This window comes from Paraburkholderia tagetis (genome assembly GCF_022213065.1).
Lineage (GTDB): Bacteria > Pseudomonadota > Gammaproteobacteria > Burkholderiales > Burkholderiaceae > Paraburkholderia > Paraburkholderia tagetis.
In genome coordinates this window covers 98,435-121,713 of the sequence record NZ_JAKLJA010000023.1, presented here as the reverse complement: position 1 = coordinate 121,713, position 23,279 = coordinate 98,435, and the positions used below count along the sequence as shown (strand labels likewise).

Sequence of the window (23,279 nt, the reverse complement as noted above, 5' to 3'; positions counted from 1 at the left end):
AAATTTTCGTATTTTTCTTCGAGGATTCTTCATGGATACCGGCACCGTTAAGTGGTTCAACGACAGCAAAGGCTTTGGTTTCATCACCCCGGACCAGGGTGGCGACGACCTGTTCGCTCATTTCTCCGAAATCAGGGGCGAAGGCTTCAAGACGCTGGCTGAAAATCGGAAGGTGAGCTTCGAAACGAAGCAAGGCCCGAAGGGGCTGCAAGCGGCTAACATCAAGCCGATGTAAGGTTGAAAGGCCCGGTTTCCTGCGACGGATGCTGGGTTGCAGCGACACCCTCGCGGAGCGTTGTCTCCCTAAATTGGCGCGATCGCTCCTGACTGGCATTGTTTCATTGATCAACTTGCCACGCGCCTCGTTGCACCTCATTCTACACTCCGGCTTCAACGCCATTTTTCGCTTTTCGACTGCTTTGGAACACCGCTCGAATGGCCTGGCATCGGCACGCCCGTGCATTTTTCGCACGGCGCGGGCGCACTCAAATATCATTAAAATTAAAATGCAAAACCAGCAAATTCAACAATACAACGGCTATGCCGTCCAATCCTCGGCGCATCGTTTGCCCGATGGCAGCTTTTCATCCAACCTGCTGCTCGAACGCATTGATAGCGCACGAGCCGAAGGCCGCTACTGGTTCTATTCGCTCGACTACTTCAGGAGTGAAGAGCAGGCGTTGCAGCATTCGATCCAGTGGGCACACCACTGGGTCGACACACGCGGGTGAATACGACGCCACAGTTCGAAACAGCCAATAGTCCAGTGAGGCCAGCGATAACCGTGTTCGCTGGACTGCACGCCCCGGCTCGCATCGGACCGGTGTCACGAGTTGCCACGTCTGACCAATCGCCTCGCGTACCCGATTCGCCGCCCGCACAGGGCAGTGTCCAGGACTGTCGGGACGCAAGGGCTACCCCGCAATTTCATGCGTTCTACTACCGCGTACGCGTGTCGAGACCCGTATTTCGCCATCGTTGATGGTGTGATACACCACCTGTGCCAAGAGGCTGCGTGCACATCCACATCACCATTCGCCATTTGCTGCCGGATCTCAACCAGGGGAAAAAATTGACTACTGTAATTCTGAAACCCGACGAGCCTGTGGAAGTTGCATTACGCCGTTTCCGTCGCGCGATCGAGCGCACCAGCTTGATTCCGGAGCTTCGTGCCCGGACTGCCTATGAAAAACCTACCGCAGAACGCAAACGCAAAAAGGCTGCAGCAGTGGCACGCCTGCGCAAGCAGATCAAACGGTCGTTGCCGCCGAAAAGGCGGTACTGACCGGGAACTGCCGTGCCGCCATGCTGAAGCGGCCGTCCAGTGCCTGGCTGGGGATCTCGTGTAACCTCCGCACGGGGAACGGGTTATGAGACTATGACCCGGGCCAGCCATCACCTCACGGAAAGTCGTACTGCCCAAACCGCTTAGGTCCTGTCGCAATAAGGCGATCCGCTATGATGTGCGGAACAACATGAACAGCTGAAAGCTTGATGACGACGTTGAATCCGGCGGTGGCCCAAGTGCTCAAGCGCCTGCATTACCCGCTCGATGTGATCCTGGTGTGCGTACGCCTGTACGTGGCCTATCCGCTAAGCCTGCGTCACATTGAAGAGATGGTGGTTGAGCGTGGCATTTGCGTTGATCATTCGACCGTGCATCGCTGGGCGCTCAAGCTGTTGCCGGTGCTGGAGAAGGCGTTCCGCCGCCGCAAGCGGCCAGTCGGAAGGAGTTGGCGAATGGACGAGACGTACATTCGCGTCAAGGGCGAATGGCGGCATCTTTACCGGGCCGTCGACAAGGACGGCAACACCATTGACTTTCTGCTACGCGCCCATCAAGACAAGACCGCTGCCCGGCGTTACTTTGAGAAATCGATCGCCCAGCATGACGCGCCCGAGACGGTGACCATCGACAAAAGCGGCGCCAATCTCGCCGCACTCGAAGCCATCAATGCCGATCGTGAGGCGCCTATCATCAAGATCCGCCAGTCCAAATACCTCAACAATCTTGTGGAGCAGGACCATCGCGCGATCAAGCGACGAATGAGGCCCATGCTGGGATTCAAAACTTTTCGCTGTGCCCGGATCCTTCTGGCCGGCATCGAGATTATGCACATGATCGCCAAAGGACAGATGAAATGTGCTCGCGGAACCCATCCGTCCACCGCTGATCAATTCTACGAACTTGCAACATAAGCAGTCCTTCTCATATCGATCAAGTTTACTCTGCGAGCCTTACTGCAACAGAACCTCTCCGGCTACGCCGCAGTCTTCAGCGGCATCACAGGCGCCCCGCCAAGATCATGTCCGGCAATCGCGACCGCCAGCGCGGGATTCAGACTGTCGACCATCGAAGTCGGCATGAGAATGGTCGCCCCGCGTTCCTTCGTCGTCTCGTAGATAATATTCATCGCCCGAAGCTGCAGTGCGCCGGGCTGTGATTCGTACACTCTCGCGGCTTCGACAAAGTTCGAGGCAATCGCGGCCTCTGCGGACCCCAGAATGACGCGCGCCTGCTTTTCTCGTTCGGCCTGTGCCTGACGAGACATCGCGTCCTGCAACGCAACCGGGATCGCTACGTCGCGAATTTCGACCGACCCGACCGCGATGCCCCATTGGGCTGTCTTGACCCCGATCTCATCTCTCAGATGGGTATCCGCTGCTGTTCGATCGGAGAGTAGCGTAGCCAGCATCGAGGCACCGATCAGCTCCCGCAGCGTTGTCTGAGCGACGCGATCGATTGCCTGGCGATAGTCGGTAATCGCCAGTGCAGCCTTTTTGGCGTCGCAGACGTGCCAGAAAATGATCGCATCGACATTGACCGGCACCGTATCCTTGGTCAGAGCCTGTTCGGCGTTGAAAGCTGTCGTCTGAATGCGTTCGTCAATGACTGCAACGATGTTGTCCAGAACAGGGATGATCATGAAGAATCCCGCTCCTTTCACGCTCTGCAGTTTCCCGATACGCAGGATGACGAACTTCTCCCATACGTTGGCAACCCTGACTGACATTGCGATCAGGACAGCAATGACGAAGAGCCCGATACCGATATACAGGTTGACGAACGCGCCAGAGGCAATCGCAGCGAGCAGGAAGACGGTGGACAGAAGTAGTGTGATCGGATTCATGATGGTAATGCCTCCTGGAACTGCGCAATGTCATTTCGGACAATTCGGCTCGATCAGTCCGCACTCGGCCGTCGCAACACCCTGGTCGTGAGAGCCAGGGATACACAGCAAACGATGCACGTGATCGCATTGAGCGTCGGTACGTTACCGTACCGCGCCGCCGGCGCATTGGCCGTGCGCGCTTAAGCACCGACGATGACGTGGGATACGTCGGCGAACGCTTGCCGCCAGAAGCTGCCGGGGGCAATCCCTCCTCGATAACGGCTCCCCTGTCCGTCGAACTACGCCATTCCCGGCGTCTTGCCAAAAATAGATAGCGACAACGTCCTCCAATGCGCCCAGAATAGGCGACATGGCAGTTGCTTCCGCGACTGAAATAATGGGAGAAGCATGATGGCAAAGGGTCAATTACGCGGTAACCGTGAAGCAAAAAAACCTAAACAACCGAAAAAGCTGCTGTCTCCAGTTGTAGAAAGAGCTTCGGCGACAACATCGAAAATCACGCTAACCCGCAAGCCGGAAAAGAAGAAATAGCACGCTCCCGATCGCGCGGATCGGGGCCGGCATCACCCCTCCAGCGACGCCGGGCGCCGCCCATACCATTTCATCAATGGCCGTATCGACATCCCGTGCGCAAAAATGGACGCCGAAACCATCGCGAGCGTCAGCGTGATCAACTGCTTTGCCAGCGGTTCGCTTACGCCGTGACGAATCGCGAACATCAAATAAAACACGGAGCCGATTCCGCGTATTCCGAACCACGACACCATCGCGCGCGCACGCCCCGCGCTAGCCACACCGAGCGTTCCGACCATGACGGCGGCAGGACGCACAAGCACGAACATCACCGGAATGAACCACCATAGCGCGCTCCACGCCATGGCATAAGGCAGCAACGCGCCGACCAGCGAGACGAGCGTAAGCTCAGCAAGGCGTTCCAGTTGAGCATTGAATGCCCGCACCGCGCCGGTCATGACTGCGCTGGCATGATGCGAGTGCGTCGCTTTCACGCCATACGCATGACCTTCCGCACCGGGCGCGGCACCGAGGGACACGGTACCGGCCTGAGGCTTGTCCTCCACCCGCTGAAAAGCGAGGCCCGCAGCAAAAACAGCCAGAAACCCCGAGGCGTGGCACAGTTGCGCCGCGCCATAGGCAACGGCGATCACGCCGAGCGACAGGAATTCATCCAGACCGACGGCCTGGGAATGCCGCGTACGCAGATAAACGACAAGTCGGCCAATGAGGGCGCCAAGCCCTGCGCCGATCAATATGCCGCGCCAGTAACGCCAACCCCAGCGTCACGAACGGAAACGCGGTGCCGTCGTTCAATGCCCCTTCGCCAGCGAGGCTGAAACGCAATTGATCCGGATCGGTACCGCGCTCGGTCTGCACGCCAGAGGCGAGAACGGGGTCCGTGGGCGCCAGAATGCCGCCGAGAAGTACCGCTGCGCCCAAAGGTAATCCCAACCCCCACATCCCGACCGCTGCGATCAAGCCCACCTATGCGCAAGTGAAGAACGATTTCCTGGTACTCGCAGGCTGTGTTAAAGCGGACATCCCCACAAACACAGCAGAGGACCTGCATGATGACAGCAAGACGAACGACCATCCGGCGACTCCCGTTGACCGAGGTCGTTGACCGCGACACTCCCGGCGCGACGCCCGTCAGCATCACCACGCCCGAGGGCGGCACCATCTATCACACCGTTCCGCTCGGAGACCCCGACACCGGCAAGCGACGCGACGCCCGCCCGCAGTGGATCGCAGGCACCTTCCCTCTGTTTCCTGTTGTCCGGCTCGCTGACGGCGCGCCGTGGGCTGAGGCGAACCTCTGGCTCATCGACATGATGGAATCGAAGTCGTCGCCCAACATGCTGACGTTCGCCAGCATCGCAGACGACCTGGTGGCGTTCCATCGCTATCTGGATGACGAGGGCGTCGACTGGCTGACGTTTCCCGCGAACAAGCGGCAACGTCCGACCTACCGCTATAGCGCCTCGATCAGGCTAGCCGTGCAGGCAGGCGAACTGTCTCCGGGTGTCGCCAGGCGTCGGATGGGCGCTGCGGTGCGCTTCTATCGCTGGCTCATGACCGAAGCAGGCTTCAGGCCCGCGAACGCGCCGTGGGTCGAATCTGACCGTTTCATCGAGTTCAGGGACCAGAAGGGTTTCAGCAGCGTGATCGAGGTCAAGACCACCGACCTGTCGATCAGTGGTCGGCGCGCAGAAGACCCGTGGGACGATCACATCCAGGACGGCGGTCGCCTGCGCCCGCTACCCTCATCCGAGCAGTCGGTGCTGCTTGAATCGTTAGCCGCTCTCGGCAACACCGAGATGACGCTCATTCATCTGTTCGCGCTGTTGACGGGCACCCGCATCCAGACGGTACTGACCGTGCGGGCCAAACACGTGATGCGCGAGCCGGGAGAGTTTCAGGGCGCCGACATCCGGCTCGCCTGCGGGCCGGGTACGGGCATCGACACGAAGGGTGGCGTCAAGGGCGTGCTGCACCTGCCGCGCAGTTTCTACGAGCGGCTCTACATCTACGTGCACAGCGATCGCGCGCGCAAGCGTCGCCGTCTGGCAGACGGTGACGATCACCCCGACCAGCCGCTCTTTCTGAGCCATCGCGGTGCGTCGCTCTACGAGGATCGCGCGTCGCGCGCCCCGATTAGCACTGGCCCGCGCGTACGCCGTCACTTCAAGACAGGACAGGCTGTACGCCAGTTCATCAGGGACGAACTGTTGCCCATGATGCGTGTGCGGCTCGACAACCCCAGGTACGAGTTCAGTTTCCACGACCTGCGCGCGACTTTCGGGCTGAACATGGTCGACGCGATGACGGCGAACGGGACGAAGTACACGCGGGCGCTCGATCAGTTGCGGCAGTTGATGTGGCACGTACACCCTTCAATGACTGAACGCTATCTCGCTTACCGCGATAATCGCAAGCTGTTCGACGCTGTACAGGACGGCTGGGGAGCACACCTGTCGACGCTGGTCACGCGCACCCTCGACACGGTGGAGGCAGCATGAGTCGCCAGTACGAGGAAGTGTGCATGCCGCTCGCGGAAGGCACGCTGCTGCTGCACCCCGAGCGCGCGCTGCTCAGGTGGGAAGGCATGAGCAGACGTTCCGATATCGGTCAGATCTGCTATCTGACGCGCGACACGTCGAACCCGCAGCGCACGCGACACACTTTCGACCACACAAGCTTCTGCAGCGAACGCGCCAGGGTTGTACGTCTGCTGGTGACGCAGCTTTCCGCGCAGGTGACCCCCGGCGTGATGCGTCCGAAGACGGTCTACGGTGCGCTACGCGACGTGCTTGACTTCGTGAACTGGGCCGACAGGCAGGGCTTGCATCAGGTGCTCTGTGACGAGAAGCCTACGACGGAGGCTGTTCATCGCTACTTCGGTGAGAAGCGCGAACAGGTCTCGCAGGGCAACCTGAGCCGCAATACCGTCGGCACCTATCAGCGTAATCTGTTGTCGATGCTACGCGAGCTCTTCCGAAACGACGAGTTCTGCGCCGATGCGCGGGTGTTGCGCTGGCAACAGGAAGCGGCTGTGCCGACAGCTGTGCCTGACGCCGGTGCACAAGCCGCCCTGCTTGCGTGGGCTGATGCGCTCTTCAGCAGCATCAGCATGCTGGTGCTCGACTTCAAGCCGTACCCGATGCACGTGAGCACGGCGCGAGGCGAGAGTCTTTGCCTTGTTCCGCACAGACACAACCGCCGTGAAGGCAACGACTCGCCTGGCCTGGCTGGCTGGAATCTGGAAACAGGCGAGCTGCGCACCCGGGAAGAACTCATAACGCGCATGGCTGAGGCTGGCGCTAAAGATCCTTTTAACCGTTCACGGGGCGTTGCCTGGTTTGCTGCTAAACATCTTGCGGCGGCGAACAAGAACGCACGGTCGCCTATCCGTCGCTTGCATGCGTCGATGGCGGTCTATTGTTTCGCCGCGCTGTTTCTGGCCGAAACGGGCATCAGCCTCGCGCAACTGCTGGCCATGAAGTGGAGCCCGGAGCTTGCCGCGAGCCTGCAGGATACGTCGGTCGCGCGTCAGAAGTTTCGCGAGGTCAAGTACCGGGCAGGCGGGAACGAGGTTACGTTCACCGTCTCGCTGGGCTTCATGCCAAAGCTCACGGCATATCTGGCGTTGCGCGAGTATCTGGTGCAGGACGCAGACTGCGACGCGTTGTTCGTCGTAGTCGGACACCGTGCCCAGCCGGGGCGGCTAACCGGTCTTTCAATCAACTTCCTGGATCTGCTTTACCGTCGACTCGACACGCTCGGGATCGTGCTGCCGCGCATTACAGCACGCCAATGGCGTGCGGCGAAACAGGATTGGGCGGTGAGCAACCACGGCCCTGTCGTCGCGGCCAGGCTGATGGGGCACTCGGTGGAAACGGCGCTGCGCTCGTACTCGAACGGTACGGATGCCGCGCACAAGGCTGAGATGGGCGCATTCCTCGCTTCGGTCGAGAAGACCGTGCTGAAGCCCGGCGACGACCCGGCGGGCAGCATCAGGAGCGCGGTGGGTGTCTGCATCGGGTTCCACAAGCCTGCGCCGATCGCGGCTTCGGTCACGGTACAGCCTGACTGCCACTCGACCGAAGGGTGTCTTTTCTGCGACCAGTACCGCGTGCACGCTGACGCTGCCGACGTCCGCAAGCTGCTGAGCTGCCGCCACTGCGTCAGGCTCGTGAGCGGACGTGCCGACTCGATCGAAGAGTACGACAGCTCGTTCGGTGCCGTGCTGCGGCGCGTTGACTTTCTGCTGGATGAACTGCGCAAGCGCGACGCCGCTTTGGTTCATCAGATCGAGCAGGACGTCGATATTGAAGGGAATCTGGACGCTTTCTGGTCGACCAAGCTCGACCAGCTTTACGAACTGGGAGTGGCATGAACAACACATTGATCGCGGCGATCGCTGAGCGCCCCGACTGGTATCGGGTCGAAGACGATACGGTGGTTACGCGCGACAAGGCTGGAAACGCGGCTTCGCTGTTTGGTGACGACGCCTGGGACATCCGGGCATATACGATTGGACCGCGCACCCAAATCTACTTCAGAGGCCACCTGCCTGACGGCGTGAGCCGTGCCCTTTCAGAGGCGACTACGCGTCAGTGGAAGCAGGTGATGTACCTTCTGATGCACGAAGCGACCGATACGGTACCGGTGTTCGGTACGCTTCAATCTGGCTTAACTTGCCTGAAGGCATTCACGTTCTTTGCTGCCGAACGTGAGCTTACGCTCTACGAGGGGCTGTCCTGCGCTGCCGTTGTTCTGGACTATGTGGCGCATGCTGGGAGGGAGAGAAAGGCCAATCCTCTTCATTCGCTTCTGGTAAAGCTTCACCGTCTGGGCGTCGGAGCCACGGGGCTGCGCGTACCGCTGGCCCAACTGCACAAGCCTCTGCTCGAACGCTACGCGCAACGAGCAGGAAGTTCACAATACCCTGTCATCCCGACGCGGATCTACCAGCACTTCCTGTCGTCCTGTGAGCACGACCTCGGCGTCGCAGAGGGTGTCGCTGGCATCCTGTCGGACTACCTCGCACGTAAGTACGCTGGCGAGATTCCGAGCATCCCTGAGGAACTGGTGCGGACTGCTGGGCACTTCGCGTGCAAGAACTCCCCTTTCGTCGTGTTGTCGCTCGTGGCGTCGATCGGTGCGCTATGTCAGCTTGTCATCCTGTCATTCACCGGCATGCGTGCGATGGAAGCGGCGACCCTGCCGTACGACTGCCTGCGCGAGACCCGTCTGGATGGCGTGACCCACTACACCATCGAGGGCGTCACGACCAAGCTGTCGGGAGGGCATCCCAGGCGCGCATGCTGGGTGACCAGCCCGCTTGCCGCCCGTGCCGTCAGGCTCGCGCAACGCCTGTCGGGCGAGGCACACCGTGCGCACGGCGAGCAGGGCTACGCCGAATCGACGGACGGTTCGCACCTGCTGTTCTGCCGGATGGGTCTGCATCTTAAGTACGTGGCAAACCGGGCGGCGAGTAACGTACATAACGAAATCGAAGCCTTTCGCGAGCGCGTCTTCCCGACGATCACGGCGGAGGATATCGCTGAACTGAAGCGTGTTGACATGCACCGCGCGTGGGAACACGAGCCGAAGTACGCGCTCGGGCAGCAGTGGCCGTTCACTCGGCACCAGCTTCGCAGGACCCTGGCCCTCTTCGCCCATCGGAGCGGCCTCGTGACGCTACCGACGCTCAAACGTCAACTGCAGCACCTCACGCAGGAGATGAGCACCTACTATGCGCGCGGCTCGGCGTTCGCGAAGGGCTTCATCGACACCGACAGGACCCACTTCGCGAAGGAATGGGCCGAGACGCAGGGCCTGTCCGAATATCTCGCGTACGCCGAGCAGGTGCTGTTCGCTGACGAGCGGCTGTTCGGCGGGCACGCAGCGTGGGTGCAGAGCCGTGCCGTGCAGGCTTCGCCGGTGTCGGTTTATTCGCGCGAGCAGACGGTGAGGATGTTCGGGAAGGGCGAACTGGCGTACCGAGAGACAGTGTTGGGCGGCTGCGTCAGCGTTGAGCCGTGCAAGTCGACGCCACTCGACTGGATGCGTCTGGATTGCCTTGAATCGAACTGCCGCAATCTCGTCGTCATGCCGTCAAAGCTTCAGCGCGTGATCAAGGCGCAGCAGGTTACGGTCGCGAAGCTGCGCGCGGTCGATGAGGCGAGCGTCGAATACCGTATCGAGGCCCAGACGCTGCAACGACTGCTTGACGCGCAGAAGAAACTGATCAAACCGGAGGCAGCATGAGCGACGCCATGACCGACTACTACGCCGCCCTTGAGCGGCTGAAGAAACGCAAGGGTGCACGTATCAACAACGACACCGTGGCGATCGAGGCGGGCCGCAAGAAGGGGAGCATCAAGAAGTCGCGCCCGCAGTTCTCCGAACTGATCGAAGCGATTGACGCGGCCAACGTGGTAGCCGGGCGCCCGAAGCTCGAACTGAGTGAGCGTCTGAACCGCGCGAAGGGTGATGCAAAGGATCTGCAGGCACAGCTTGACGAATCGCTCGCGCGTGAACTCTCACTGCTGCGTCAGGTATTCAACCTGCGCAAGGAACTGGTCGCGCTGCGGGGCGGTAGCGTCCTGCCCCTGCAGCCGCGCTAGATCGGTGCGGGCGTCCTCGCTCCAAACGGGCACCTGGGTTGCTTTGCCTGCGTCGACCAGGTGCTCGCGAAGATTCCCACTACGGGTCACCCGGCATAGTGACGCATCAAATCCGATCGTGGTTCTGTGACTCCGCTGAACGGGTCAAGGGCGGGCGCAGCCCGGCGAAGTGAACCCTTGACGCGCGATGGGTTGACACGCTCCAGCATGGTTGGAAGCCCGGCTTTATCGGGCTTCCAACCATGCGAAACCTGCGGCGAAAGATGGACACTCCGACGGTCGTTCTGTCCACTTTATCGGTTCACCAAATGGACATCCTGCTGACTGCAGATCCCAGTATTTTCAAGGCTCCGGCTGATGTCCATTGTTTTTCTCTTGCGCGTACCCACCGCGATCGCAATGGCGACAGATAAAGACCTGTGCGCGGCAGCGCGCGCACAGGAACATACGGCCCGTAGCCTGCATCGGCGGTCCCCGTGACGCGCCGAAGAAGCAAGGCAAGGAAATCGACGGAATCCGCGCGTGATGCCATACTTGGCACACACGCGTGCCCCTTGCCTGCCTGTCGGCTGCAAGGGGTGGAGTGGAGATGCGACGCCGGCCAACCGCCAAGTCAGATCGGCGTCGCATCTGTTGTTTCTTCTTCGGCGAACCGCCTTTCTAACACGCACCCAGGCCGGCTTGCCTCGACGCTGGGCGCGTCTGCACTCGCCCTACGGGCTCCTTCCGACGCACCCAGCGTCAACGACTATCTCCATCGCTGCCACTATCGCGATCACGAGATCACGTCAACTGCATGTCGACGGATTTGCGCGGTTCCTGACCGCCATCGACACCGCGACCGCCCTATGACCTTCGTTGTGCGGCGGTAGTTTCCGCGGGAATCTGGATTGGCAGAATTATTGTGTTCTACGAATGTCGCGCCGTCATATCCAGGAAGGTCTCAAACTCGCGTTGAGCGATGAGCATCCGGGGGTTCAGCGGAACGCTGTGACGCTTTGTCCTTTCTACGCCGACACTGAATTGATTCGAGCACTCGGAGACATACACCCAGAAAGGTGGGGCAGTCTTGACGGTCAAGACTTGCCTGCAAGTGCGCAAATGAAAGCGAAGTTGCGCACTGCCTGGCAAAGCAACTCATGATGAGAAGGTGAAGCGATTGGCACTGGGCTCGGTAACTCTGCAGCGGCGCCTGGCATAGGAACAGTGTGAACTTACGGGGTCAATCCGCTACCGAACGATGCCGATGAGCCGGCTGCCGAGCCGAACCTCGGTACTCTGTCTCATCATCCGCGCTCACAAAGCGGCCTGTGTTGCGGTACGAAGATGACGGGTATCCCTACCGATTCAGCTCCCATCTGTCTGTCGAGTCGCGCTCAACCAATCTTTCAGGCGTTCGACGGTCACATATCTCGCACCGGTCCCTCTATAAAGACCTGCGAGGGCTTCATAGTCGCGCTGGATCGTCTCGGCACGAGCCCTCGCCTCGGTCGCACCCGGGTACTGCAACGCAAGGACGCAGTCGGACAGCTGCACGTCAGTGTCGACATACCAAGCGCTAATGTTTTCTTTTTTGGGGATCCCGACGCGCGGCAACAGGATCACGTGGCCAGCGACAATTCCGCGCGTGAAAGGCCGCACCTTACGAAGCGACGATATAGGTGCCCCTCGCACAAGATCCTTGATATCCGTGGAATGGATAAAGGGCAAGCCTCCGCGCGCCAAAACAGCTTCGAAACACGCGAGGCCGCCTCGCACGATTGTGCCTTCAACGACAGAACCCTTCGTCTGGTCGGCCGGCTTTCTGGAACGCTGCCTTGAACGTTTCGTCATTGCAACCAGCAGCGAATTTGCTCTGGCTCCTCGAAACGTCGAGCTCTTGAACTGAGAAACAACATCGACGTCGTAAAGCGAATGCAGTTCAGCGCGACCCTGTCTGTCCATGTCGGCGAACATGGTCGACTCGGGAAGGACCGCAACGATTTGCTTGGGCCTTGAGTGGTGAATTGTGGCGATAACGTGAGCCATCGCGAGGCTTCCGCGGATCGTCCTTCCGTCAAGCTCAATGTCCACGCCCTTAGCCTGCCCCATGCTAAAAGGCGGGTTGAGCACGGCGACGTCCACGCTCTCCTTCAATTTCGAGCGCACCCTCTCCCACGTCGCCCAAGAAAGTGAGTCACCACGTACCAGTGTCCAATGGGGCCGCGCCTTCCGGAGATGCGAGATCGCGCTTCCGTCCAGGTCGATTCCCGCGCAATGGACATTGGGAAAGAATCTCTCTACGGCGTCAAGGAGAGCCCCCCTGCCACAATGACTGTCAAGGACCGACTTCAATCGCGCGTGCCCTACCGTTTGCGCAACCACGTCTGCTACATGTCCCGGCGAGTAGTAAGCATCCGAATCAGATGTGAGCATCGCGTGGCTTTATGCAATAAATGTGAGTGGGTCCCACACCGGTCGTTCGCTTTCCCTTGCGAATCGGATGGTCATAGATGATTTCGGTATCCCTCGGATGATCGAGTGCGTACCAAACTGCACCGAGCGCATGCGGCTTGGTGCCTGTCGGAGCGATATGCAGAAAGCTGCCTGGATTGTCTCGGTGAATTTCAAACAACGCCGAATACGCCTCAAACGGACAGCTGGCACGAGCAAATCGAATGTGATCATAGGCCCGCGCGTCGTTCAGGAATTCCTCATTGGTGGATATCGTGATCTGCGGATAGTCGGTCTTGAACCCGGGGAGACCAACGATCGGCATGATCTGCGGCTGCGGATCGAAGTCCAGTGCGATATGCTTGGCGCGCGCGCTCTCGAAGCCGAGAAACGGCACGAGTACACTTTTCACGTCTCGGTCCGGGCCCGCAAGATTCGCCATTCCTGGAAGGGGGGATACCCCCCCAAACGTTGAGGTCAGATCGAAAAGACTCGATGATGAAGGGCTTTCGTGCTCCTTGTAGGCGCCAGGCTCCGTATAGACAAAATAGATCGACTCGCAGGCCGACAGCGACACACGCAGCAGCGCTGCCCAGACGCTATGGTTAAGCCCCGTGATATCGACATAGACCGTGCGGGACTTGAGAATCCTTTGGAGTCCATCATTGTCCGAAAGACCCACCAAAGCTTCGGTCTCCGCTGTCCTGTAGCGTATGGCTGTCTCAAGCTGTTCGATGATCTGGACGCATTGCCCAGGACGCTTATCAAGCATTTCTCGCCATATGGCCTGCTGGAGCCTGTGCTCCTCGCTGAATGCCCCAAAAATGTAGGCCGCGTCCTCAGCCAGGTATTGCTCCCTGAGCGCCGCAACCGTCTCGGTATGGCCGTCGTGTGCGATGTAACGATTCATTGATCAGCCTTGGTAAAAATCGGTAAACATCGCGAGCTGGGCGGGGAGCTCATCGGTTGGCGCCGGGCTCCCGGTGTTCATCATCTCCGCCAGTGCCGTTGCGGGATGACTGGACAGCTTCAGCAAGCTGCTGGCCCGAAACGTTACCCGGCGCTTCCGTCGATGGGAGTATTCGAAGAATGCGCAAAAGATGGGATGGAGACGATATTCATCGTCCTTCATTTCCAGTTCGGACGTCGGCTTTGTTCTAGCCGTCACCTCGAATGCCAGGTTTGCGACGCCGTCGTCGAGGATCGGCTGGATTTTTGCGCAAGAAGTGGGCTCTCCGCTTACAACGAACGAATTCTGTTCCGGTGCCCTTCCAATCGGGTCACGGGCGAATTCGAAGAACGTCTTGCCGATCGCAAGGACAAGACGCTTGATTTCGACCCCGTGCTCACTGAGCCCTTCCAGCTGGGCGAGTCGACGCTTCCCGACGAGCCGCGCTGATTCGGTTTGCGAGCGTGGGAGAATTACCAGGGGTGCTTCGCCATCCCACCCGTTTTCGAGCTGATGTTGGATCGCTTCATCAATGAGTTCGAGAAAAAAGCGGATATTTCCAGACGCGAGCGCGAGATACGTGCCGATTCCCGCGTAATATTTCCGGATCCGCGCTCCCTTGCGCCCTTTTGATAGCCAGAAAAGACTCGAGACTCCGTGGTTCCCCAGTCTCGTATCCCACTCGGAAGGGCTCTCCATCCAGCTTGTCGCCAATTCGGCCAACGGCTCCCCGGAGCTTTCGTGCCAGTACTGAAGGAAATAGGATTTCGAATTCGGCAGCGAAGCAAACCATTCGCGTACTTTCGCCGGTGCATTCTGCAGGCCTTGCTCAGCAAGCGCGGCGACCCGCGCGCATCCCAACGACTTGGCCTCCTCATCGAACGACATTTCCGGCAGAAACTCTGCCAGCGACTCCGGGATCGGGACGCCGCGCTTTCTCGCGCTCGCTAAACGATGATTCGCGACGGTTTCCGCAAACGTGTCGAACCGCTCCTCCGCGATGTCGATGATGGCAAAGTCATCGGGCGTCGAGAGTTGATCTCCCGAGTCAAGCGTGTGGTGCGTCTTGAGTCCGCCCCGCCGCATGCCAACCTTAAACGAGATTGGCGGCTCTGAATGCTTGATATACGCGTTAAGCAGCGACTGTTGTTCAAGCGCGAGGTTTTCGTACTCGTCAATGCAGCAGAAGAGGAGCTTGTTTTCCAGATATCCGGCGTCGGTGAGGGCCGACGCAAATGCCTTCAGTGGTGCATCGCTTGCCGACAGGGTCGGCGACGTTGTCCGGCCGCCGTTGTTCACGTACAACTCCAACTGAGCCAGGCCTGCCGTAAGCGCCGTCTGAAAGTGCCTCAGATCGCTTACATCGTCCAACCCGAAAGTGATCGCTATTGCATCAACCGCGATCGGCCGGCCGGACGGGCGATCCCGCTCGAGCCAACTGGACAGCTGGCAAAGCTCGATGCAGGTGAGAATGTTGAAATAATGGGCGAACGCGCGCTGCCGATCCGTCGGACCGAGTTCCGTGACCGAAAACGCTCGCACGCGGTTCTTGTTGATCCGGACATAGATGCCGTAGTGCTGCAATCCATTCCCGCCGGATTCCGAGGCCTGGGAACGCGCATGCGCCGCGTCAAAGCGAAGCGAGCGCAACGCCGTAGTCTTTCCTGTTCCCCGACCTCCTACCAGAAAGCTGGGCCTTTGGTGAACCAGCTTTTCTGTGTACGGAGGAGGAGTAAACAGCGATGCAAAGTCGGGCTGGGACCATTCGGCGCGGTAGTCGCCAAACAGATGCTGAACAACTTCCTTGTTTGAGCTCATACGCGTCGCACCAGTGGCGTCCATTGATCTGGCCCAACGGCCCAGAATATCGGGAGAGTAGAATCGGGCGTCGAGTGCTCGAACGCGAGCAGCAAGCCGGCCTCGGTGTGGCCATACATGCGAGTGCGCGGAGCCTCAAGATACTGCGGCACACCGAGCCGAGGCGCATATTTTTCGAGCAACCGCTGGATCGCTCCCGGAATGTCATCGAGGTCTGGCTTCAGTGCGCTTCGTGGAATACCCGCGACCGTGTCAGGAGATTCGAGTACATGGGCCGCGACGACCTGCAGTCCCGTGAGATCGGCGCGCAGCCGGTCCAGGCCTGTGCGTGTCGCAACCAGCGTCGCATAAATCACGTGCAAACCGTCTGTGGCCTCGAGGTCGGCGAACGAGTACGGTTGCTGGCTCAGATAGTCACGCTTCCACGTTGCCGAGATCTGGCTTCCTGATCCAAGTATGTCGTCAAGGAAAACCACGAGGCGCCCAGCCTTCGCTTGCTCAAGGGCGCGCTTCGGATCCATAAAACGATTGTCGGCGATTCTGGCGGTCTGACGCAGCTTTCGACAAAAGAGATTCCCTGAGTCGGTGACGTTCGGATCTTCGCCTTCAACACTCGTGAAAACGGCATTATCCAGCGTCGCCAGCGCTCTTTCCGGGCCCATCCTTGAGATGAGCCCGTCGCGCATCTGGCGGTACAAGGACATGAGCATCTGGTCGACCGCATTGCTGGCGAAGTAGGTGAAGTGGTCAAGCAGCACCGCGGCTGCGACCTGATCTTCCTTCTCGAAGTTGTTGAGCCATGCCGCCGGCCGCACTATCGGCGTCCGGCACCACAACCCCGAAGCCACCAGCGCCGAACATTTTTCGACAACGGTATCAATATACTGATCGGATCTCATGCACTCTGAATATTATGGGCACCACTAGCTGGTCGTCCATCCGCCCGGCGGCTTGCGGCAGCACGCCGGGCAGCTTCCCCAGCGGAATTGTAAGCGGTTCACGGCATCACGGGAGGACTCCTCGACCGAACCCAGCACTGAGGCGCCGTTTGGTCGACTTCCCCGATCGCGAGGCGACATGAGCCATAGCGCCTCGTAACCGTCATCCAGCCGGTCGTGGGCTGGCGTGACCCGCGTTGCCCGATTCGCCTGGGAGTGCGGACACCGCGTTGTCGCCGGCCAGTTCGAACCAGATGCGTCTCGTTCGCTCAGAGCCGGGGGTGAGCATGTACGGGAGACGACCATCCTGGAAACACGTTGGTGAGAACGGTCAGCTGCAAAACCTAGCGTTCCGCGATTTCGCCTGGCCGGCCTCATCCCCCAGGCGCACTGCCGACGCGACACATAACGATGGGTGGGGGGCGCTCATATCATTCACCGCGGTCACGCTATTCCCGCCTGTCTAGTAACCGGGGTCACGCACTACGGCGGTCCACGCCAGGCGCGTCATCGACCGCCTGCGCCTCGCGCGATCGGATTACGCCGAGACCGGGATGAGGTTGTCCACCGTCATCCATTTGCTGCCTTCCGTGCCCGCCTCTTTCTGCAAGAGCTCGGCGTCGCGAACATGGCACTCCACCGGAAAGCACGGCGCCCCATGCGCCGCGAGCCAGATCGTGCGTGTGATGCCGTCGGTGAAGGCCACGTATGGAAAGGTGTGCTCCGCGTACCCTACCGACTTTTTGAATAAACCCCACCGCTTCTCGATCACGGGGACCTTCTCGTTGGCCATCAGGCAGCTGATGTTCGCGAGCGGCACTGGGTTCGAGTCCCCATGCCCGAAGCCCTTGACGGCGTCCGCGAATTTGCGATCAGCCTTCCAGGAGACTGGCGTGCCATGGGCCTCCGAGCGGGGGCTGCTGTAGGGCTCGCGCTTCCACAATTCGATGAAGCGATGCGTATCAACCTCGACCACCGCCCGCTCCTCGTTCAAGAAGTTCGTGCGTGCGGTTCGCATATACACCGGGCCGGTAGCTGTTTTGATCCGGAAAACCATTTCCTGCGCGGTGTAGTACGGGCGAAGGCCTAGTTTCGTTTCCATGCACTTCCCTTTTGTCGTTGAAAGTTTTTTGTTATCGGCAGAAGGGCGGCTATTCGAAGACGAAGAGGCCAGATTATATCGTTTTGTTATTCAAATAATCAGATATCGTCACGTTTCGGTATAAGCGGAACAGGTCATCTCGCTACTCGAGATCCGTGCATGGGCAGGCGTTTGCAGCCTGGCGCCAAAAAACAAAAAGGGCCGGCCGGCCCTTTTATTGAAGCTGCACGAATCCGTCAGGCGACCACGCGAACGTTGCCCGCGCTTGCCTTCCTGTCCGCTTCGTCAGCTTGAGCATTCGCGTCGTCGGTCAACTGCTTCAGCCTGTTGCCGTGCGCATCGATCGCCGCCTTGAACGCGCCGATCACAGAATCGCCTGCGTATCGGCCGCGCGTCACGGGTGTGCTGGCCGCCTTCTTCATGACGACCCCGTGCACTGGAGCAGCGCTTTTGCTCGCGCGCCGGACGACGAGCTTCTTTGCAGCCGAAGCTGGCTTCGAAGCAGTCGGAGGCTTGGAGGAAATCAGTGCCATGGCGTTGATGTGACCCTTTGAACGACGGAATAAAGACCTTGTTCCTGACTATACGCTATCACGCCCGGCGCGATTGCGCCAACCGCTTGCGTGAACTGGGCACTGGTGTCCGGATCAGTTCTGGGCGTCGCCTCGAATTCAATGATGAATACAAGCGGCCGCTCGCGTTGGCCGTCGACCAGCGGCACGACATCCGGATCGGTTCGCGCTGAGACCGGTACAACGAGACGCCAGTAAGGCCCGGTCCAGATGGAGCCACCCGCCTGCGTGAACTTCTCAAGCGAGTACTGGTTCGACTCCCACGCCTCTGAGAGAGTTTCGAAGGGAACCTCAGGAAGCGGGCTGGACTTGCTCGGATAACCGACAACGTAATCGCTGTAGTTTCCACGCTCCTGCATCGCCAGCGCCACCACGACCTCGATCGCACCTCCGTGTACAAGCCAGTTGGCTTCGTAGCTTTTCAGTACCGCAGTGACGGCTTCCTGCACATCGTCGGACGCGACCGCAAGTATGCGTGGAAATGTCTGGCAGTCTTCAATGATGCGGTTGACCACCCTCGCTTTCGTGTTCTTGACCACCTGACATAGGTCGTCGAGGCGGTCGTCGAACGCAAGCGTGTCCATTTCACACTGGATCGGCACGTGAACCATCTCGACGCCGTGCGTGTCGAGCTCCATCGTCCCCGAAACAACGGACGATGCGAGCGCCGTGAACCAGAAGCGGTCCCGATGTTTCAGCGGCTGCCGGATCCCGAATGCGATCGTCACAACGCGATCGCTCTGTACCTCATCGGCAAGGGTCCATACCGGAAGATTCGATATCAGCCCGCCATCCTGAAAACTCCGCATCGCGGCGTCGGCCGACACGCCCGAGCCCCTCACACAATTGAAACGCCATGGCCGGAAGATCACCGGCAGGCAGATTGAAGCGGCAACCGCGTCGGCAACGGCCACATCCGGCGTACGTTGCAGCGAGAACACCTCGCCGACCTCGTCCGTCACATTCGTTGCGACGATCTTCAGGCCAATGCACCCGTACTGGTCGAGGTGGCGGAACGAGAGGTTTTCCGGAATGGTGTCGCGCGGGATGCCCTGCCGCTGCGCAATCTTGTCCCGTATCGCGACGTCAATGAAATTACGCACATGGCGCACAGAGGCGATTCCTTGCAACGCAAGAGCGAAACCCGCACCTATCGCCCCTAGGGCAAGAAAGCCGAGTCCCATCGCCCAGAGCGGACGCCGAGCATCGAACATGCCCAACGCGAGCCACATGAGCAGGGCGATCGCTAGAACGACGTAGCGATACCTCGCGGCCTGGCGGAGGCAGGCAATGGCTAACCAGCCTCCCCGGCCGAACAGGTGGGTCGCCCTCTTGAAGCGCGGATCAGCAAGGCGGTCGAGGATATGCTTCCGCGACTCGGGATCGAGCAGTTCGGCTGCGGTATATCCTGCAGCCACAAGCGCCGCAACCATCGCGCCGGCCGATGTCCCTGCCGCCGCTACGACAGGCAGCCCGAGTTCCTCGAGGGCCATCAGCGCACCGACGTGAACAACACCTTTTGCTCCGCCTCCCTGAAACGTGGCTCGCACGCCGTCCAGATCCAGCTTTCCGGGCTCTACCGCCCCGGCCAGTTCATCGCTCATCGTTTGAATTTCTCACTCTTGTTTACGCGCCCGGTTACTCGAGGAGCCCGCGTATTTCAGTCATGTGCATTGAAGCGATCGCAGATGCGGCAGTCAAAGTGTCAACGCTGTTGCGGCACACGATGTCCGCTCAGCCCGTCCATACCTACCGTCCGCAGATCAGAACCTCAGCTCAATGTGACGCGCGGGATCGTAGATCTCAATCGCGAAGCTCTCCTCGATCCTGAATCGCGCCCTGAGTTCAACCGGGGCAGCCTCTCCAATGCCCATCCTCGCGCGGATCTCGGCCTCATGCTGCGCGATGGTTGTTTCGATGAACTCAAGTCTTCGGCGCAATTGCATCTGATAGGCGAAGTCACTGCTAGCGTCACCGTTGCTCATCATGCCGCCGCCGGGCGGGTAGTATGACGTCCCGTCGCGCATCGTTACGACGGCGTTGACATTCTTATCGCGAAGTCGCGCATGGTCTTCCGCCGTCAGCCGCGGGCCGTTCGAGCGACGTTTCGGTGTCGCGATCCGTTCGGGCCAGTTCGCGTGCACGATTTCCACGAGCTCGGTCTAGGTCCAGACGTTCGGCGCTTTCTGCGCGTTATGGCTCGTCGCGACAAGAAAATACACAGCGTCTGGACGCACCATGGCAAAGGCAACTTCATCCGTTCTCGCTACGAAATCGCGATTCTTCGCGGACGGCACCGCGCCAAGGTGAAAATGATGGATGCCCCAGTCGTCGAGCAGTTCGTCACGCTTTTTCAGTTTTCGGACAAGCGTGCTCAGCCACGGCCGCAGGCTCGCCCCATTCTCCACCGCACGGATCAGGGCGCCGAACCCATCAACGTGTTCGCTTGGCACTTCGAATCCCGGAGCGAGGATTGCCTGGCGCGGCGTCGCTGCGGGCATGCGTCGCAATGCCCGCAATAACAGCATCAGGTAGGGCGCCTCCTCCGCACGTACGACGCCGGCGGCCTCGGGAACGTAGCCCAATTCGAGGAGCCGCGTGTCGATATGCGCACGAAGGTCGGCCCGGAAATCCATCCTAATCATGTCGCTGCGCCCGTGCTTAGGCGAGATCGATTGCCTGCATCTCCGCGACGGCCCTTTCCGCCCATTCTTCGAGCGTAAAGGTTTCCAGCGCGGCCTCGACCTGCTTCGCCCAGTCCGGATGCGCAGACTGCCAGCGCATGATGCGCTCGGCGGCGCGAAGGTCAAGGCGATGCGGCACGTTGCTACTCATCACCTTCGCCGGGACACTCGCGGAAACGAAGCGAACGTTGCCCGGATGAGCCACGCGGAACATGTCGACCACTGCATTGAGGTCGTTCAAGCGGTTCTGTTGCGCCAGCCCGGTCAGGAGAGTGAGCGTCGCGCCCGACGGCGTAGTGTACTCATTGGAACCCTGGTTGCTAATCGCCTTAACTGCGAGATCGATCACTTCCGGCGGCGTATTTCGGCTGCGCCCGATCTGCCTGATGTTGTGCCTGAGGGTGTTCATTCTCAGCTCCTCACTAAATTCACGAATTTTCTGGACGTCGTCATGAGACGCCGCCCAGACCTTGATCTCAGTCCAGCCCGCCTTGATGCGGGCCTTTCGTTGCGCGGTGACGCGCGAGCCTTCTTTGTCTTCTGGCAATTCGCCTCCACCAGCGATGTTCCGCCCAATTTGGTATTTCATGTAACACCCTAACATTAATCCAGCTATTCGACGGCTGTCAATTTTCTTTTCTAATCGACGCCTGCCTGCATGCTCACAGCTCACTTCGAGGAAAAACCTTATCGATCCAGGGTTTACGACACGTTGAAGGCGATGCAGCCAATGTCATCTACGCGAAGGATGTCCGGGCCGGGCATCACCAACGAAAAGGACTTGAAATGACGCGCTACATGACACGGGTCGAATTGCACGAAAACCCCTACAAACCCACGGCACAGGACTACGAAAAGCTGCACGCTGCGATGGAAGCTAAGGGCTTCGCCCGCACCATCAAGTCTGGTGACGGCATTCTGTACAAGCTTCCCAGCGCGATGTACTACGGCGAATCGACTTTGACCACGGCAGAGGTGATGAAGCACGCATCCGCCGCGGCGAAGTCCGTCTGCGGGAAGTGCTCGGTCATCACAAGTGAAGCGCCAAATAGCGCCTGGGAAGGTCTGGCAAAGGCATGATTTGACCGCGCCGAACAACAAGACCGCCCAGCATCGCGCCGAGCATGGATGACCCGCGCCCGGATTCCTCGCTGGAGCCTCCGGGCCACGCGCCTACGCCAGAATGTCGAAGTCTGCCCAATCCGGGATCACGCCTTCACGAATGAGGCGCTTGACTATTTCCGTGCAAATCGACGTCGCCCTCTCGACGAGTACCGCCGGACTGAGCACCTCGCCGTTGATAGCTTTCCCTTTCGTCACGTCCTCGCCGGTGTGGACAAGTTTGCTTCTTGCGTCGTACATCCAGCCCATGACCGCGGCATTATGACGTCGGATCTCCGGAGATCCACCAAGCAGTCGGACTGATCGCACCTTGATTTTGTGTGTCATCTCGGTCGCTTTGTTGTCTCCCAACAACGTCTCGAACGCGGTCGACAGCTCCACGCAGCGATCTCCTAGCGTACGGCGCTTTTGCGCTTGCTGGAGGCGATTCAGTGTTACGCGGATTTTTTTCTTGACGTCAGCCGGCAAATTCAAAAATCTCCTAACAATATCGGCGGCCTCCACGCCATCCAGCTTGGGGTATTGGGGTGGCTGGCTGGGCAGTATCTCCATCAACTGGCCTCTCGACCCGGTGCCAAATGCTGTAAGCTCGAGGTCAGGATCATCAAACGCGAACCATTGCACCGCGAGTGTGGTCACACGCGGCCCAACAGCGGAAAGAGCAAGCGTTGCGTCGTTCAACAGATCATTTACACGTAGATATTCAACGCTTGAGGGATCAGGGTCGATACCAGGTTTGTGCAGAACGCGAGGGACGTAAAAAGGGACGATCAATGCCGACTGCGGACTGATGAAATCGAGCATCGAAGACACCGGAGAGTTAACGCGATGCTCCGTGAGCCACGTTTTAATGGCCGAATCCGGAAGTGCCGCTATTGGTACAATCGATATCTCTTCTGTGAGTGCAATCTCATTGTCGACCGGTGCTCCCCAAATCGCGTGAAATATCTTGCCCTGCGCACTCGTAGTTGCGAAGACTTTCTCCAGCCACGAGACGGCTTCACGTGCTCCGCCCTTTGCGGTAGCTGCTCGGAGCAACGGCATAACGATGAAGTTGGGATAAAAACCACTCGCACCGCCTTCCCGACAGATCTGTACCACGGTATTCCCCGGGAAGCGCGCGTCGGCTATCAGAGTGCCGACAATGCCAGCCGCGGCATCGTTGAGCTGACTAAATGCTTCATGGAACACCTCCGGATCCGGGGAGTCGACCGCGTCAAAGATGCTGACAGCCCCGAGCTCGATATGAGAGCTCGTGACCTTTTCGTAGGTGGTTTTCAATAAATCGAGGAGCGCATCTGACGCTCCTGTGGACGGCGGCGTTGGCGCATCGGAATGTATGTCTGGCATAAGGATGAACTCACATCGAACGGCAACTG

Annotated in this window: 24 protein-coding genes; 10 read left to right on the top strand and 14 right to left on the bottom strand. The window is 59.5% G+C overall.

The features are described 5' to 3' along the window. Window positions 1-31 precede the first annotated feature (31 nt). The 4 genes from L5014_RS23860 (at window position 32) to L5014_RS23845 (ending at window position 2,199) form a co-directional block, all read left to right on the top strand. Window positions 32-235 (top strand): cold-shock protein, encoded by a 204-nt coding sequence (locus L5014_RS23860; protein ID WP_238466251.1) that lies wholly within the window; start codon window positions 32-34, stop codon window positions 233-235. Between the two features lie 271 nt (window positions 236-506). Then, window positions 507-731, top strand: a complete 225-nt coding sequence (locus L5014_RS23855) for a hypothetical protein (protein ID WP_238466280.1) — start codon at window positions 507-509, stop codon at window positions 729-731. A gap of 341 nt (window positions 732-1,072) precedes the next feature. Further along, window positions 1,073-1,285 (top strand): 30S ribosomal protein S21, encoded by a 213-nt coding sequence (gene rpsU / locus L5014_RS23850; protein WP_238466279.1) that lies wholly within the window; start codon window positions 1,073-1,075, stop codon window positions 1,283-1,285. A gap of 209 nt (window positions 1,286-1,494) precedes the next feature. Further along, window positions 1,495-2,199 (top strand): IS6 family transposase, encoded by a 705-nt coding sequence (locus L5014_RS23845; protein ID WP_238466250.1) that lies wholly within the window; start codon window positions 1,495-1,497, stop codon window positions 2,197-2,199. Between the two features lie 62 nt (window positions 2,200-2,261). Here L5014_RS23845 and L5014_RS23840 read toward each other — a convergent pair whose 3' ends face one another. Beyond that, a complete protein-coding gene (locus tag L5014_RS23840) occupies window positions 2,262-3,131 on the bottom strand; it encodes a slipin family protein (RefSeq protein ID WP_238466248.1) in 870 nt (289 codons plus the stop codon). Between the two features lie 390 nt (window positions 3,132-3,521). Between L5014_RS23840 and L5014_RS23835 the strand changes: the two genes are divergently transcribed. Next, the gene (locus tag L5014_RS23835; RefSeq protein WP_234775444.1) at window positions 3,522-3,665 is read left to right on the top strand and encodes a hypothetical protein; all 144 of its coding nucleotides are present in this window, start codon (window positions 3,522-3,524) and stop codon (window positions 3,663-3,665) included. Window positions 3,666-3,697: 32 nt separating this feature from the next. On the opposite strand, the gene L5014_RS23830 is transcribed toward L5014_RS23835, so the two are convergent. After that, the gene (locus tag L5014_RS23830) at window positions 3,698-4,402 is read right to left on the bottom strand and encodes a cation:proton antiporter (protein WP_274389482.1); all 705 of its coding nucleotides are present in this window, start codon (window positions 4,400-4,402) and stop codon (window positions 3,698-3,700) included. Next, window positions 4,317-4,610 (bottom strand): cation:proton antiporter domain-containing protein, encoded by a 294-nt coding sequence (locus tag L5014_RS38665; RefSeq protein WP_274389489.1) that lies wholly within the window; start codon window positions 4,608-4,610, stop codon window positions 4,317-4,319. Before L5014_RS38665 ends, L5014_RS23830 begins: the two co-directional genes overlap by 86 nt. Window positions 4,611-4,756: 146 nt before the next feature. Between L5014_RS38665 and L5014_RS23825 the strand changes: the two genes are divergently transcribed. The 4 genes from L5014_RS23825 to L5014_RS23810 are packed head-to-tail and all read left to right on the top strand — an operon-like array spanning window position 4,757 to window position 10,282. After that, a complete protein-coding gene (locus L5014_RS23825) occupies window positions 4,757-6,169 on the top strand; it encodes a site-specific integrase (protein WP_238466246.1) in 1,413 nt (470 codons plus the stop codon). Further along, window positions 6,166-8,046: an integrase gene (locus tag L5014_RS23820; RefSeq protein ID WP_238466245.1), complete on the top strand. Its 1,881-nt coding sequence runs from the start codon at window positions 6,166-6,168 to the stop codon at window positions 8,044-8,046. The genes L5014_RS23825 and L5014_RS23820 overlap by 4 nt, the downstream gene beginning before the upstream one ends. Beyond that, the gene (locus L5014_RS23815) at window positions 8,043-9,923 is read left to right on the top strand and encodes an integrase (RefSeq protein WP_238466243.1); all 1,881 of its coding nucleotides are present in this window, start codon (window positions 8,043-8,045) and stop codon (window positions 9,921-9,923) included. The genes L5014_RS23820 and L5014_RS23815 overlap by 4 nt, the downstream gene beginning before the upstream one ends. Then, entirely contained in the window at window positions 9,920-10,282 is a 363-nt protein-coding gene (locus tag L5014_RS23810) for a hypothetical protein (RefSeq protein ID WP_238466242.1), read from the top strand. Before L5014_RS23815 ends, L5014_RS23810 begins: the two co-directional genes overlap by 4 nt. Before the next feature lie 1,347 nt (window positions 10,283-11,629). On the opposite strand, the gene L5014_RS23805 is transcribed toward L5014_RS23810, so the two are convergent. The 10 genes from L5014_RS23805 to L5014_RS23760 all read right to left on the bottom strand — a co-directional run bounded on the left by L5014_RS23805 (window position 11,630) and on the right by L5014_RS23760 (window position 21,367). Further along, complete coding sequence (locus L5014_RS23805) at window positions 11,630-12,697, bottom strand: methyltransferase (protein ID WP_274389481.1); 1,068 nt, start codon at window positions 12,695-12,697, stop codon at window positions 11,630-11,632. Next, window positions 12,684-13,625: a hypothetical protein gene (locus tag L5014_RS23800; protein WP_238466238.1), complete on the bottom strand. Its 942-nt coding sequence runs from the start codon at window positions 13,623-13,625 to the stop codon at window positions 12,684-12,686. Before L5014_RS23800 ends, L5014_RS23805 begins: the two co-directional genes overlap by 14 nt. Window positions 13,626-13,628: 3 nt before the next feature. Then, entirely contained in the window at window positions 13,629-15,482 is a 1,854-nt protein-coding gene (locus tag L5014_RS23795; protein ID WP_238466237.1) for an ORC-CDC6 family AAA ATPase, read from the bottom strand. Next, window positions 15,479-16,381, bottom strand: coding sequence for a phosphoribosyltransferase-like protein (locus L5014_RS23790; protein WP_238466235.1), 903 nt, complete (start codon window positions 16,379-16,381; stop codon window positions 15,479-15,481). The genes L5014_RS23795 and L5014_RS23790 overlap by 4 nt, the downstream gene beginning before the upstream one ends. A 577-nt stretch (window positions 16,382-16,958) precedes the next feature. Beyond that, the gene (locus L5014_RS23785; RefSeq protein WP_238466234.1) at window positions 16,959-17,522 is read right to left on the bottom strand and encodes a plasmid fertility inhibition factor family protein; all 564 of its coding nucleotides are present in this window, start codon (window positions 17,520-17,522) and stop codon (window positions 16,959-16,961) included. A 236-nt stretch (window positions 17,523-17,758) separates the two neighbouring features. Beyond that, window positions 17,759-17,944 (bottom strand): hypothetical protein, encoded by a 186-nt coding sequence (locus tag L5014_RS23780; RefSeq protein WP_238466232.1) that lies wholly within the window; start codon window positions 17,942-17,944, stop codon window positions 17,759-17,761. 101 nt (window positions 17,945-18,045) lie between these two features. Then, entirely contained in the window at window positions 18,046-19,698 is a 1,653-nt protein-coding gene (locus L5014_RS23775) for a patatin-like phospholipase family protein (RefSeq protein ID WP_238466230.1), read from the bottom strand. Window positions 19,699-19,857: 159 nt separating this feature from the next. Continuing rightward, a complete protein-coding gene (locus L5014_RS23770) occupies window positions 19,858-20,247 on the bottom strand; it encodes a hypothetical protein (protein ID WP_238466229.1) in 390 nt (129 codons plus the stop codon). A gap of 9 nt (window positions 20,248-20,256) precedes the next feature. Continuing rightward, complete coding sequence (locus L5014_RS23765; protein ID WP_238466228.1) at window positions 20,257-20,730, bottom strand: hypothetical protein; 474 nt, start codon at window positions 20,728-20,730, stop codon at window positions 20,257-20,259. Between the two features lie 25 nt (window positions 20,731-20,755). Further along, window positions 20,756-21,367, bottom strand: coding sequence for a hypothetical protein (locus tag L5014_RS23760; protein WP_238466226.1), 612 nt, complete (start codon window positions 21,365-21,367; stop codon window positions 20,756-20,758). A 197-nt stretch (window positions 21,368-21,564) separates the two neighbouring features. Here L5014_RS23760 and L5014_RS23755 point away from each other — a divergent pair, with 197 nt between their 5' ends. Further along, window positions 21,565-21,858 (top strand): hypothetical protein, encoded by a 294-nt coding sequence (locus L5014_RS23755; RefSeq protein WP_238466225.1) that lies wholly within the window; start codon window positions 21,565-21,567, stop codon window positions 21,856-21,858. A 93-nt stretch (window positions 21,859-21,951) separates the two neighbouring features. On the opposite strand, the gene L5014_RS23750 is transcribed toward L5014_RS23755, so the two are convergent. Then, the gene (locus L5014_RS23750; protein ID WP_238466223.1) at window positions 21,952-23,250 is read right to left on the bottom strand and encodes a HEPN domain-containing protein; all 1,299 of its coding nucleotides are present in this window, start codon (window positions 23,248-23,250) and stop codon (window positions 21,952-21,954) included. Window positions 23,251-23,279 lie beyond the last annotated feature (29 nt).

Excerpts from the sequence above, each read along its gene's own strand:
- L5014_RS23860 (WP_238466251.1), top strand. The coding sequence starts at position 32 with ATGGATACCGGCACCGTTAAGTGGTTCAACGACAGCAAAGGCTTTGGT.
- L5014_RS23855 (WP_238466280.1), top strand. The coding sequence starts at position 507 with ATGCAAAACCAGCAAATTCAACAATACAACGGCTATGCCGTCCAATCC.
- L5014_RS23845 (WP_238466250.1), top strand. The coding sequence starts at position 1,495 with ATGACGACGTTGAATCCGGCGGTGGCCCAAGTGCTCAAGCGCCTGCAT.
- L5014_RS23840 (WP_238466248.1), bottom strand. The coding sequence starts at position 3,131 with ATGAATCCGATCACACTACTTCTGTCCACCGTCTTCCTGCTCGCTGCG.
- L5014_RS23835 (WP_234775444.1), top strand. The coding sequence starts at position 3,522 with ATGATGGCAAAGGGTCAATTACGCGGTAACCGTGAAGCAAAAAAACCT.
- L5014_RS38665 (WP_274389489.1), bottom strand. The coding sequence starts at position 4,610 with ATGTGGGGGTTGGGATTACCTTTGGGCGCAGCGGTACTTCTCGGCGGC.
- L5014_RS23820 (WP_238466245.1), top strand. The coding sequence starts at position 6,166 with ATGAGTCGCCAGTACGAGGAAGTGTGCATGCCGCTCGCGGAAGGCACG.
- L5014_RS23815 (WP_238466243.1), top strand. The coding sequence starts at position 8,043 with ATGAACAACACATTGATCGCGGCGATCGCTGAGCGCCCCGACTGGTAT.
- L5014_RS23810 (WP_238466242.1), top strand. The coding sequence starts at position 9,920 with ATGAGCGACGCCATGACCGACTACTACGCCGCCCTTGAGCGGCTGAAG.
- L5014_RS23805 (WP_274389481.1), bottom strand. The coding sequence starts at position 12,697 with ATGCTCACATCTGATTCGGATGCTTACTACTCGCCGGGACATGTAGCA.
- L5014_RS23800 (WP_238466238.1), bottom strand. The coding sequence starts at position 13,625 with ATGAATCGTTACATCGCACACGACGGCCATACCGAGACGGTTGCGGCG.
- L5014_RS23795 (WP_238466237.1), bottom strand. The coding sequence starts at position 15,482 with ATGAGCTCAAACAAGGAAGTTGTTCAGCATCTGTTTGGCGACTACCGC.
- L5014_RS23790 (WP_238466235.1), bottom strand. The coding sequence starts at position 16,381 with ATGAGATCCGATCAGTATATTGATACCGTTGTCGAAAAATGTTCGGCG.
- L5014_RS23785 (WP_238466234.1), bottom strand. The coding sequence starts at position 17,522 with ATGGAAACGAAACTAGGCCTTCGCCCGTACTACACCGCGCAGGAAATG.
- L5014_RS23780 (WP_238466232.1), bottom strand. The coding sequence starts at position 17,944 with ATGAAGAAGGCGGCCAGCACACCCGTGACGCGCGGCCGATACGCAGGC.
- L5014_RS23775 (WP_238466230.1), bottom strand. The coding sequence starts at position 19,698 with ATGAGCGATGAACTGGCCGGGGCGGTAGAGCCCGGAAAGCTGGATCTG.
- L5014_RS23765 (WP_238466228.1), bottom strand. The coding sequence starts at position 20,730 with ATGGATTTCCGGGCCGACCTTCGTGCGCATATCGACACGCGGCTCCTC.
- L5014_RS23760 (WP_238466226.1), bottom strand. The coding sequence starts at position 21,367 with ATGAAATACCAAATTGGGCGGAACATCGCTGGTGGAGGCGAATTGCCA.
- L5014_RS23755 (WP_238466225.1), top strand. The coding sequence starts at position 21,565 with ATGACGCGCTACATGACACGGGTCGAATTGCACGAAAACCCCTACAAA.
- L5014_RS23750 (WP_238466223.1), bottom strand. The coding sequence starts at position 23,250 with ATGCCAGACATACATTCCGATGCGCCAACGCCGCCGTCCACAGGAGCG.